Genomic DNA, 12,513 nt, shown 5'->3' with positions numbered 1-12,513 from the left:
CATGACGCTACAACATGGACACTTCCGCACGTTGGGCGCCACACTGCAATCAAACGGTGTGAACTTTGCGCTGGCCGCGCCCAACGCCACCGCCGTCGATCTCTGCCTGTTTGATGCTGCGGGTCTGGTGGAGACGGCCCGCCTGCCCATGCCCGCGCAAACCGATGGCATCTGGCACGGCTTCCTGCCGGACGCCCGGGCCGGACTGGTCTATGGCTGGCGTGTGCACGGCCCCTGGCAACCGCAGGTGGGTCACCGCTTCAATCCGGCCAAGGTGTTGCTGGACCCGTATGCCCGCGAAGTCGTTGGCAGCTACCAGGGGCAGGACATCCATCTGGGGCATGACGCCCAGCACCCGGGCCAACCCGATCCAAGGGACAACGCCCGTGACGCCCTCAAGGCCCGCGTGGTGGAAGACCTGCCGTCGCCAAGACCCGGCGCGCAAGTCGACCCGGCACGGCGGGTGATCTATGAGTTGCACATCAAGGGCTTTACCGCGCTGCATCCGGAGGTCCCAGAGCCGCTGCGAGGCACCTACGCGGGTCTGGCCCATCCGGCCGCCATCCGTCACCTGAAGACACTGGGCATCACCACCGTCTGCCTGATGCCCATCGCGCAGCGCGCCGACGAAGTCCGTCTGCTGCGCATGGGGCTGTCCAACTACTGGGGCTACAGCCCGATCGCCTGGAGCGCACCTGAAACACGGTACTGGAGCGGCACCGAAGGCAGCAGCCCGCGCACCGAGTTCTGCACCTTGGTGGATGCACTACACCAGGCGGGGCTGGAAGTGATTCTGGATGTGGTCTACAACCACACAGGCGAAACCGATGAGTTCGGCCCCACCCTGAGCCTGCGCGGCATCGACAACGCCTGCTATTACCACCTGCGCCCGGACAATCCCGCGCAGTACATGAACTGGACCGGCTGCGGCAACTGCGTCAACCTCAACCAGCCACTGGTGCTGCGCACCGTGATGGACAGCCTGCGCCTGTGGGTGCAGGAGTTTGGCGTGGATGGCTTCCGCTTTGACCTGGCGCCGGTGTTGGCACGCAGTGAGCGCGAAACCGATTACCGCTTTGCCCGCCATGCCCCGTTCCTGATGGCGGTAGCGCAGGACCCGGTGCTGTGCGATCGGCTGATGGTGGCCGAACCCTGGGACATAGGCCCGGGCGGCTACCAGCTGGGCGCCTATCCGGCGGGCTGGCTGGAGTGGAACGACCGCTTCCGCGACACCCAGCGTGCCTTCTGGCTGTGCGAGCAGGAGCACCTGGGTGCCCTGGCACTGCGGCTGGCTGGCTCCAGCGATGCATTCCATCCACAGCGGCGCAGCGCCCACAGCAGCGTCAACTTCGTGACGGCGCACGACGGCTTCACCCTGACCGACCTGGTGAGCTACAACGAGCGTCACAACGAAGCCAATGGCGAACACAACCGGGATGGCCATGGCCACAACCTGAGCAACAACTTCGGCATGGAAGGGCCCACGGACGACCCCGCCATCCGCGAACTGCGCCTGCGCCACAAACGAACCTTGCTTGCGGCCACGGTGTTGTCACTGGGTACGCCCATGCTGCTGGCCGGCGACGATATAGGCCATAGCCAGCAGGGCAACAACAATGCCTACTGCCAGGACAACCCGACCACCTGGCTGCACTGGGACCAGGCCGACACTGCGCTGTTCGGCTTTGTGGCACACCTATTGCAAGCGCGCAAGCAGAGACATCTGCTGCAAAGCCGCGCGTGGTGGCAGGCCGACGAGACCCGCCACGCCGTGATTGCACGCTGGACCACGCCCCTTGCCATGCCGCTCAACCACGATCAATGGAATGACCGCCACCACCGCGCGCTGGCCCTGCATCTGTATGCGGGCCAGGGCCACTCGCGCACAGGCGCGTCGCATGCCGACTGCCTGCTGCTGATCAATGCATCGAGCGAAGCCGTGGAGTTCCATTTGCCTGAAGGACAGTGGCTGCGCCACATCGACACCGGCAACGGCGAACACATGGACCGTCCACTGAGTCCGCGCGAAACAGTGCCGGCGGGCAGCCTCTGGCTGGCCAGCACGCAGCCCCTGTTTACACCCTCGTTTCAAACCTGATGAGCAATCCAACATGGCCCTTCTGACTTTGCCTACCACCCCGTTCAGCGACCAGAAACCCGGCACATCGGGCCTTCGCAAAAAGGTCTCGGTATTCCTGCAGAAGAACTATCTGGAGAACTTTGTCCAGTCCCTGTTTGACGTGCTGCCCGAAGCCAAGGGCCAGACGCTGGTGCTGGGTGGGGATGGGCGCTTTCACAACCGCGTGGCGGTGCAGACCATTCTGCGCATGGCTGCAGCCAAAGGTTACGCGCGGGTGCTGGTCGGACAAGGCGGAATCCTCTCCACACCGGCAGTGAGCGCGGTGATTCGCGCCACGGGCGCCAGCGGCGGCATCGTGCTGTCGGCCAGCCACAACCCTGGCGGGCCGGATGGCGACTTCGGCATCAAGTACAACATCGGCAACGGCGGCCCGGCACCCGAGAAGGTGACCGATGCGGTGTTTGCCCGTTCCCGCGAAGTGCAGAGCATCCACATCAGCGACAGCCCGGACATTGCCCTGGACGCCCTGGGCACCGTCTTCATGGATGGCATGGAAATCACGGTCATCGACCCGGTGGCCCAGTACGCCGAACTGATGCGTTCCCTGTTTGACTTTGATGCCATCCGCAAACTCTTTGCCGGAGGCTTTCGCCTGCGCTATGACGCCATGAACGCGGTCGGTGGCCCGTATGCCCGCGCCATTCTGGAAGGCGAATTGGGTGCACCAGCAGGCACCGTGGTCAACGGGGTGCCGCTCGAAGATTTTGGCGGCCTGCATCCCGACCCCAACCCGGTCAATGCCGAAGACCTGATCGCCCATATGTCTGCGGAGGATGCGCCCGACATGGGGGCAGCCTCCGACGGCGATGCGGACCGCAACATGGTGGTGGGCCGCCGCTTTGTGGTGTCCCCCAGCGACAGCCTGGCGGTGCTGGCCGCGCATGCCACCCTGGTGCCAGGTTATCGATCGGGTCTGGCCGGTGTGGCGCGCTCCATGCCCACATCTACCGCGGTAGACCGCGTGGCCAAGGCCTTGGGCATTGCCAGCTACGAAACGCCCACCGGCTGGAAGTTCTTTGGCAACCTGCTGGACGCGGGCAAGGCCACGCTGTGCGGCGAAGAAAGCTACGGCACCGGCTCCAGCCATGTGCGCGAGAAGGACGGCTTGTGGGCCGTGCTGTTTTGGCTCAATCTGGTTGCGGTAACCGGCAAATCGGTGGAGGCACTGGTGCGCGAGCTGTGGACCCAATACGGCCGCTGCGTGTATTCGCGCCACGATTACGAAGCCATTCCCACAGCCCAGGCCGACACGCTCATGCGCGGCCTGCGCGACGCCCTGCCCGGTCTGCCCGGCACCACCGTTGCGGGTTGCGACATTGCCTTTGCCGATGACTTCTCCTACACCGACCCGGTGGACGGCAGCGTGAGCAGCAAGCAGGGAGTGCGCGTGGTCCTCAAGGACGGATCGCGCGTGGTGTTCCGCCTATCCGGCACCGGCACCGAAGGTGCCACCCTGCGCGTCTATCTGGAGCGCCACGAACCGGACGCCAGCCGCCACGACATCGAGGCGCAAACCGCACTGCGCCCCTTGGTGGAGTTGGCCGATGCCGTCGCCCATATCCGCAGCCTGACCGGCATGGGCCGACCCAGCGTCATGACCTGATCCTACACAACAGCAGACCAACCCCAAACGACAAGGAGACACCATGAGCTTGCCAACCACAATTTCACAAGCTGCTCAACACGAACGGCAGATGCAACCCCATATGCTGGTACGCCGCACCATTGCGCTGGTGCTGGCCGGGGGACGCGGATCGCGCCTGAAGCAACTCACCGACCGGCGCGCCAAGCCGGCGGTGTACTTCGGCGGTAAATTCCGCATCGTCGACTTTGCGCTGTCCAACTGCGTGAACTCCGGCATACGCCGCATCGGGGTGATCACCCAGTACAAATCGCATTCGCTGTTGCGCCATCTGCAGCGCGGCTGGAGTTTCCTGCGCGCCGAACTCAACGAGATGGTGGACCTGCTGCCGGCACAGCAACGCGTCAACGAGGAGCACTGGTACCGAGGCACGGCCGATGCCATCTACCAGAACATCGACATCATCCAGAGCAGCAAGCCCGAATATGTGGTGGTGCTGGCCGGCGACCACGTCTACAAGATGGACTATTCGCTGATGCTCAAGGACCATGTGGACAGCGGCGCCGGTTGCACTGTGGGCTGCATCGAAGTGCCGCGCAAGGAGGCATGTGCCTTCGGCGTCATGGCCGTGGATGCCGACCGCAAAATCGTGGAGTTCGTGGAAAAGCCGGCAGACCCTCCACCCATGCCCGGCAACGATGCGGTGTCGCTGGCCAGCATGGGCATCTACATCTTCAATGCACAGTACCTCTATGACCTGCTGGATGCCGACATCGCCAACCCCGAATCCAGCCACGACTTCGGCAAGGACGTGATCCCGAAGGTGGTGCAAGAGGGGCGCGCCATCGCCCATCCGTTCTCCTACTCCTGCGTATCCTCCACGCCCGACGCGGAGCCGTATTGGCGCGACGTGGGCACCATCGACGCCTTCTGGGAAGCCAACCTCGATCTGGCATCGGTCACACCGCAGCTCGACATCTACGACACCAGCTGGCCGATATGGACCAGCCAGCGCCAGTTGCCACCAGCCAAGTTCGTGCAGGACGCTGAAGGCAAGCACGGCCAGGCCATCAACACCATGGTCTCGGGCGGCTGCATCGTGTCGGGCTCAGCGGTCAGCAACTCAGTGCTGTTTTCCAGCGTGCGCATCCACTCGTATTGCGTGATCGACCAGGCTGTCATCCTGCCCGATGTCACGATCGGGCGCGGCTGCCGCCTCAGCCGCGTGGTGATTGACCGCCGCTGCGAACTACCCGAGGGGCTGGTGGTCGGAGAAGATCCGGTGGCCGACGCAGAGCGCTTTGAACGCACCGAAAATGGCGTGGTGCTGATCACCCGCGAAATGCTGGACCGATTGCCACGCTGAACATCCAAAGGAAAAACACCCCCATGCGCGTACTCCAGGTCAGTGCCGAAATATTCCCATTATTGAAAACCGGCGGTCTGGCCGATATTGCAGGCGCATTGCCCGCAGCCTTGCTCAAGCAGGGCTGCGATGTGCGCGTGCTGCTGCCCGGATTTCCTGCCATCCTGGCCGGGCTGAAAGACCCTGTCAGTGTGGGCAGTTTCGGCACGCCCTGGGGCGAGCAGGTCGAGGTGCAGTTTGGTGCCTTGCCCGCCGTCAGCCAGGGCGAGCACACGGTGTGGGCCTATGTGCTGGTGGCACCCGGCCTGTACAACCGCCCCGGCAACCCGTATGAAGATGCCAACAAGCAGCCCTATGCCGACAACCACCGGCGCTTTGCCACACTGGGCTGGGGCGCCGCGCATCTGGCCCATGGGCTGGACAAGCTCTGGCGCGCCCAATTGGTGCATTGCCACGACTGGCACGCTGCCCTGGCTCCGGCCTGTCTGGCCGTCTGGAATGCCGGCAGAAGCCCGCGCATCCCCAGTGTCTACACCATCCACAACCTGGCCTACCAGGGCGTGTTCTGGCCGGAGAACTTCCCCGACCTGGGGCTGCCCGGCCATGTGTTCAGCGTGCAGGGGCTGGAGTATTTCGGGCAGATCTCGTTCATGAAGGCCGGCCTGTCCTATGCCAGCCACATCACCACAGTGAGCCCCACTTACGCGCGCGAAATCCAGACGCCCGAGCAGGGCTGTGGCCTGGACGGCCTGCTGCGTGCGCGATCGGGCCACCTCACCGGCATCCTCAACGCAGTAGACGACCATGTCTGGAACCCGGCCACCGATGTGCACCTGGCCCACCCCTACGATGTGCGCAACATGGTGGGCAAGGCCCGCAGCAAGGCCGCCCTGCAGGAAGAAGTGGGACTCACCGTGGCGCCGGATGTGCCGCTGTTTTCCGTGGTCAGCCGCCTGACCGAGCAAAAAGGCCTTCCGCTGGTGCTCGCCGGCATGGATGAAATCACCTCCCGCGGCGGCCAGTTACTGGTGCTGGGCAATGGCGACACCCAGCTGGAGCAGGCATTTGCGGCCAAGGCCCAGGCCAATCCGCAACAGGTGGCCTTCAAGACCGGCTATGACGAGTCGCTGGCACACCGCATCTTTGCCGGCAGCGATATCACCCAGGTGCCCTCGCGTTTCGAGCCTTGCGGCCTGACCCAGATGTATGGACTGAAGTACGGCAGCATCCCTTTGGTGCGGCGCGTGGGCGGACTGGCCGACACGGTGATTGATACCGATCTGGAGACCCTGGACGACCAGACCGCCACCGGTATCGTATTCAACCAGTTCGACGTGAATGACTACCGGCACGCGGTGCGGCGCGCCTTTGCCCTCTACCGCAGACGCGCCGACTGGAATCGCGTCCGACAAACTGGCATGCGAATTGCCTTCGACTGGAGCGGCGCTGCGCAACAGTACACCGCCCTCTACCAAAGTCTTATTGGAGCCCATTGAACGCCATGACTTCACCCGCAAGAATCACCCCCGCGATCGATTTTCCGTTTGATGCTCCCGGGCGTGACCTGGACTCCCTCAAGCACGCGATTGCCAACAAGCTGATGTTCACCGTGGGCAAGGATCCCAAGACGGCACGCACCGAGGACTGGCTGCATGCCGCGGCCTATGCGGTGCGCGACCAGTTGGTGGAACGCTGGATGAAGACCACCCGCGCGCAGTACGCGCAGGATGCCAAGCGCGTGTACTACATGTCCATGGAGTTCCTGATTGGCCGCACCTTCAGCAACGCCATGCTGGCCTTGGGGCTGCGCGACCGCATCCGCCAGGCGCTGCTGGATTTCGGCGTGGACATGGACGCCGTCACCGAGCTGGAGCCCGATGCCGCCCTGGGCAATGGCGGCCTGGGCCGGCTAGCCGCGTGCTTTCTGGACTCCATGGCCACACTGGCCATTCCCGGCTACGGCTACGGCATCCGTTACGACTACGGCATGTTCCGCCAGACCATCGTGGATGGACGCCAGGTCGAGGTGCCCGACTACTGGCTCACCCATGGCAACCCCTGGGAGTTTCCGCGTCCGGAAGTGACCTACCGGGTGCGCTTTGGCGGGCGTATCGTCAAGGACGGCGATGCCTACCAGTGGGTGGACTCGCACGATGTGCAGGCCATGGCCTACGACACCATCATCCCCGGCTACGACACCACCGCCACCAACACCCTGCGCCTGTGGTCGGCCAAGGCCACCGAAGAAATCGACTTGGGAGCATTCAACCGCGGCAACTACTTTGCCGCAGTGGAGACCAAGAACCACTCCGAGAACGTGTCGCGCGTGCTCTACCCGGACGACTCCACCGACTCGGGCCGTGAACTGCGCCTGCACCAGGAATATTTCTTCTGCAGTGCCAGCGTGCAGGATCTGCTGCGCCGCTTCATGAGCCGGCATGATGGCTTTGAGGAACTGCCGCAGAAGGTCAGCATCCACCTCAACGACACCCATCCTGTGCTGGCCATCCCCGAACTCATGCGCCTGCTACTGGACGAACAACATCTGCCTTGGGCCGATGCCTGGCGTCTGTGCAAGGGCGTGTTCTCGTACACCAACCACACGTTGATGCACGAGGCGCTCGAGACATGGCCGGTGCAGATGCTCGAGCGCATCCTGCCGCGCCATCTGCAGATCATCTACGACATCAACGCCCAGTTCCTCTCCGGCTTGGCACAGGCGGGCGTGGGCCCGGACATGCTGCGCAAGGTTTCGCTGGTGGATGAGCAGGGCGAGCGCCGCGTACGCATGGCCTATTTGGCCGTGGTGGCCAGTCACTCGGTCAACGGCGTATCGGCACTGCATTCGCGGCTGATGACGGAGTCCATCTTTGCGGACTTTGCCCGGTTGTGGCCGCAGCGCTTCAACAACAAGACCAACGGCATCACGCCACGCCGCTGGCTGGCCCAGGCGAATCCGGCCTTTTCCGCCTTGCTGGACAAGACCATAGGTACCGGTTGGCGCCGTGACCTGACCCAGTTGGCAGGCCTGATGCCGCTCTTGGACAACGAAAAGCTCATCACCGGATTCCAGCAGGCCAAGCTGGTCAACAAGCGCCGCTTGGCGGCCTGGGTGCAAAGCCACATGGGCCTGGAGATTCCCACCGACGCCCTGTTTGACGTGCAGGTCAAGCGCATCCATGAATACAAGCGCCAGCTGCTCAATGTGCTGCACGTCATCACCCGCTACCAGCGCATTCTGGCCAATCCGGATTCGGTGACGGTGCCGCGCGTGATCGTGTTTGCGGGCAAGGCTGCGTCTGCGTACCAGATGGCCAAGCTGATCATCCGCCTGATCAACGACGTGGCCAGCGTCATCAACAACGACCCGCGCGTGGGCAACAAGCTCAAGGTGGTGTTTGCCCCCAACTACAGCGTGAGCCTCGCTGAGATGCTGATCCCCGCGGCCGACCTGTCCGAGCAGATTTCCACCGCGGGCACTGAAGCCTCGGGCACCGGCAACATGAAGCTCTCGCTCAACGGCGCGCTGACGATTGGCACGCTGGATGGCGCCAATGTAGAGATCAAGGAAAACGTGGGCGCGGACAACATCTTCATATTCGGCATGACCACGGCTGAAGTGGCTGCCACCCGCGCTGCGGGTTACCAGCCGGCCAAGCTGGTGGAGCAGAACCCCGAGTTGGCCGCCGTGCTGGAAGCCATCCGCAGCGGCACTTTCAGCCCGCAGGAGCCAGGCCGCTACCACGCGATCCACGACGCCCTAACCATGTGGGGCGACCACTACCTGCTGCTGGCCGATTACGCCAGCTACATCGCGGCGCAGGAGCGTGTGGACGCGGCCTACCTGGACCCCAAAGGCTGGGCCGTCAAGGCCCTACGCAACGTGGCGGGCATGGGGCCTTTCTCCTCGGACCGCACCATTGCGGAATACGCCGACAAAATCTGGAACAGCCCGGGCCTGAAGATCTAGGACAAGAGCCGCAGTTTTTCCTCAGGAGACACGACATGGCGAAGATTCCTCCCGGCGTAGGCCCGCGGTTCCCGCAGGTGGTGGTGCTGTTTGGTGCCACGGGCGATCTGGCGCGGCGCAAGCTGCTGCCAGGCCTGTACCACTTGTCGAGCGCGGGCTTTATTCCCGGTTGCCGCATCATCGGCGTGTCGCTGGACGACATCGGTGCAGAAGAATTCCGCACTGCGGCACGAGCCTCGATTGACGCGTTCTTCAACCGCCCGGTGACGCCGGGCGACTGGGATACCTTCGCCAGCAGCCTGGACTACGTTCCGCTGGCCGCAGGGCCACAGGCGCTCAAGGCAGCAGTGGATGCGGCACGGGCCACCATGCATGGTGAGACCCGCCTGTTGCACTACCTGAGTGTGCCGCCCAGTGCGGCCTTGTCCGCTGTGCGCATGCTGGGCGAAGCGCAGTTGGTGGAACGGGCCCGCATCGTGATGGAAAAGCCCTTCGGTGTGGACCTCGCCAGCGCGGTCAAACTCAACAGCCAACTGCACGAGGTGTTTGCCGAAGAGCAAATCTTCCGCATCGACCATTTCCTGGGCAAGGAGCCGGCGCAAAACATCCTGGCTTTCCGCTTTGCCAACGGTCTGTTCGAACCGATCTGGAACCGCAACTTCATCGACCATGTACAGATCGACGTGCCCGAGACCCTGGGCCTGGGCAACCGCTCGGCCTTCTATGAGCAGACCGGGGCCTACCGCGACATGGTGGTCACCCACCTGATGCAGATCCTGGCCTTTATGGCCATGGAGCCGCCCACCGCGCTGGAGCCCGCGCCCATCAGCGAAGAGAAGAACAAGGTGTTTCGCAGCATGCTGCCCATACACCCCAACGACGTGGTGCGCGGCCAGTACAACGGCTACCGCGACGAGCCCGGTGTGGACCCGCAGTCCGAGACCGAAACCTTCATCGCCCTGAAGTGCTACATCGACAACTGGCGCTGGGCGGGCGTGCCCTTCTTCCTGCGCACCGGCAAACGCATGGCCGAGGGTCAGCGCATCATCTCCATCGCCTTTCGCGAGCCGCCCAAGAGCATGTTCCCGGTGGGTTCCGGTGTGGGCGCGCAGGGCCCGGACCACCTGACCTTTGACTTGGCCGACGCCTCCAAGATGTCGCTGTCGTTCTATGGCAAGCGGCCCGGCCCTGGCATGCGACTGGACAAGCTCAGCTTGCAGTTCGCCATGCACGACACCGGCCTCATGGGCGAGGTGCTAGAAGCCTACGAGCGGCTGATCCTGGACGCCATGCGCGGCGACCGCACGCTGTTCACCACCGCCGAAGGCATTGAGCGGCTGTGGGAGGTATCCACCCAGCTGCTGGAATCGCCCCCGCCCGTGCGCCTGTACGAGCCGGGTTCCTGGGGCCCGAAGTCGATTCACCAACTGATCGCCCCGCACGCCTGGCGCTTGCCCTTTGAGCGTGCCTGGAGAAATCCCAACAAGACCGGCGGGTAGTGGGCAAAGTGCTCTAATCCCCTTGCTCGTCTACACCCCCTCAGGAAGTTTTTTCATGTCGCATCATCTGCAGTTCTACATCAATGGCGCTTGGGTTGATCCGGTCAAACCGGCCACGCTGGACGTCATCAACCCCGCCACGGAAGAGGCCTATACCCGCATCTCCATGGGCAGCGCTGCCGATGTGGACCGCGCCGTGGCCGCCGCCCGCGCTGCGTTCCCCGCCTTCTCGGCCACTACGCCGGCCGAACGCTTGGCACTGCTGCGACGCATTCTGGCCGTTTACAACGAACGCTCCGAAGATATTGCGCGTGCCGTGTCCGACGAGATGGGCGCCCCCATGTCCTGGGCGCGCGATGCACAGACCTGGGCCGGTCGCGTGCACCTGGAAGCCACCATCACGGCGCTGGAAAATTTCTCGTTTGAGTCATCCCGCGGCGGCACCCGCATCGTGCAGGAAGCCATTGGCGTGGCCGCACTCATCACGCCCTGGAACTGGCCGCTCAACCAGATCGTCTGCAAGGTGGCACCGGCCATTGCCGCGGGCTGCACCGTGGTGCTCAAGCCCAGCGAGATTGCGCCCATCAGCGGCATCGTGTTCTCCGAGATCATGCACGCCGCCGGCACGCCCGCAGGTGTGTACAACATGGTCAATGGCGACGGCCCGTCCGTGGGCCAAGTGATGTCCGGCCACAAGGACGTGGACATGGTGTCCTTCACCGGCTCCACCCGCGCCGGCATCCTGGTGGCCAAGACAGCGGCAGACACGGTCAAACGTGTGGCGCAGGAGCTGGGCGGCAAGTCGCCCAACATCATCCTGGAAGATGCCGACCTGGAGTCGGCCGTGCGCAAGGGTGTGGAGGGTTGCATGAGCAACACCGGCCAGTCCTGCGATGCCCCCACCCGCATGCTGGTACCGCGTGCCCGCCACGCCGAGGCGCTGGCCATTGCCAAGCTGGCTGCCGAGAGCCAGAAGGTGGGCGACCCGCAAGCACCTGACACGGTGCTGGGCCCCGTAGTCAGCGAGCTGCAGTTCAACAAGATACAAGGGCTGATCAAGGTCGGCATCGACGAAGGCGCCACGCTGGTCAGCGGCGGCCTGGGCCGCCCCGAGGGCCTGAGCCGCGGCTACTTCGTGCGCCCCACGGTGTTCGGCGGTGTCACCCCCGAGATGACCGTGGCACGCGAAGAAATCTTCGGCCCTGTCTTGGTCATCATGCCCTACGACAGCGAAGAGCAGGCCATTGCGATCGCAAATGACACGGTCTACGGGCTGGCAGCCTACGTGCAGTCCGGCAACCTGGAGCACGCACGCAAGGTCGCACGCCAACTGCGTGCCGGCCAGGTCAATATCAACTACCCGGAGTGGGACACCTTTGCCCCCTTTGGCGGCTACAAACAGTCGGGCAACGGACGCGAATACGCCGACTGGGGCATCCACGACTTCCTGGAAATCAAGGGCATCGTCGGCTACGGCGCGCAGTAAGCGCGCTGCCCCGCCGGCCTGAAGGGTTTCAGGCTGGCTGCGGCAGGCTGTGCCACCAGATGCGCGCCTCTGCGCACGCACCGCCTCCCAAAGTCGCCTGCAGCACGCCGTCGAGCACCATGCGCGGTAAAGCATCGCCGGGCTTGCGCGCTACCAGACTGGTGCCGGTGGACTTGGCCCAGATCTGGAACAGTTCCTCCGACGCCACTTGGTAAGTGACGTGCCAGTGTGCAATGCCGGTGGTGGCCGTGGCTGCCAGGATTTCAAACGTGACTTTCACGTCTTCCTGTAGCTGCACCCGCTTCCAGTATTCCTCCAGTTGCGCTGTGCCCTGCTGTACCTGAAAAGGCGTGTTGTGGTATTTGCCGTCGGGCACAAATAATGCGGCAAACATGGTGGGATTGCGTTGCTCCCACGCGGCCTTGTAGCCGAGCATGAATTGTTCGATGTTCAATGGTGCCTCACTGTGG

At 63.8% G+C, this 12,513-nt stretch carries 8 protein-coding genes; 7 read left to right on the top strand and 1 reads right to left on the bottom strand.

Going from position 1 to position 12,513, the window contains the following annotated elements; genetic code table 11:
• Position 1: 1 nt before the first annotated feature.
• The 7 genes from glgX to AAGF34_RS11325 all read left to right on the top strand — a co-directional run bounded on the left by glgX (position 2) and on the right by AAGF34_RS11325 (position 12,043).
• Positions 2-2,098, top strand: a complete 2,097-nt coding sequence (gene glgX / locus AAGF34_RS11355) for a glycogen debranching protein GlgX (RefSeq protein ID WP_342620708.1) — start codon at positions 2-4, stop codon at positions 2,096-2,098.
• A gap of 13 nt (positions 2,099-2,111) precedes the next feature.
• Complete coding sequence (locus tag AAGF34_RS11350) at positions 2,112-3,743, top strand: alpha-D-glucose phosphate-specific phosphoglucomutase (protein WP_342620707.1); 1,632 nt, start codon at positions 2,112-2,114, stop codon at positions 3,741-3,743.
• A gap of 91 nt (positions 3,744-3,834) precedes the next feature.
• Positions 3,835-5,088 (top strand): glucose-1-phosphate adenylyltransferase, encoded by a 1,254-nt coding sequence (glgC, locus tag AAGF34_RS11345; protein WP_342621082.1) that lies wholly within the window; start codon positions 3,835-3,837, stop codon positions 5,086-5,088.
• A 23-nt stretch (positions 5,089-5,111) separates the two neighbouring features.
• Positions 5,112-6,584, top strand: a complete 1,473-nt coding sequence (gene glgA / locus AAGF34_RS11340; protein ID WP_342620706.1) for a glycogen synthase GlgA — start codon at positions 5,112-5,114, stop codon at positions 6,582-6,584.
• A gap of 5 nt (positions 6,585-6,589) precedes the next feature.
• Positions 6,590-9,058, top strand: a complete 2,469-nt coding sequence (locus AAGF34_RS11335; protein WP_342620705.1) for a glycogen/starch/alpha-glucan phosphorylase — start codon at positions 6,590-6,592, stop codon at positions 9,056-9,058.
• A 35-nt stretch (positions 9,059-9,093) separates the two neighbouring features.
• Positions 9,094-10,557 carry a glucose-6-phosphate dehydrogenase gene (gene zwf / locus AAGF34_RS11330; protein WP_342620704.1) on the top strand — a complete coding sequence of 488 codons (1,464 nt, stop codon included), beginning with the start codon at positions 9,094-9,096 and terminating at the stop codon, positions 10,555-10,557.
• Positions 10,558-10,612: 55 nt separating this feature from the next.
• Positions 10,613-12,043, top strand: coding sequence for an aldehyde dehydrogenase family protein (locus AAGF34_RS11325; protein WP_342620703.1), 1,431 nt, complete (start codon positions 10,613-10,615; stop codon positions 12,041-12,043).
• 28 nt (positions 12,044-12,071) lie between these two features.
• On the opposite strand, the gene AAGF34_RS11320 is transcribed toward AAGF34_RS11325, so the two are convergent.
• A complete protein-coding gene (locus AAGF34_RS11320) occupies positions 12,072-12,497 on the bottom strand; it encodes a nuclear transport factor 2 family protein (protein WP_342620702.1) in 426 nt (141 codons plus the stop codon).
• Positions 12,498-12,513: the final 16 nt, after the last annotated feature.

The organism is Rhodoferax sp. GW822-FHT02A01, assembly GCF_038784515.1.
GTDB lineage: Bacteria > Pseudomonadota > Gammaproteobacteria > Burkholderiales > Burkholderiaceae_C > Allorhodoferax.
This window is presented reverse-complemented; position numbering and strand designations above follow the sequence as displayed.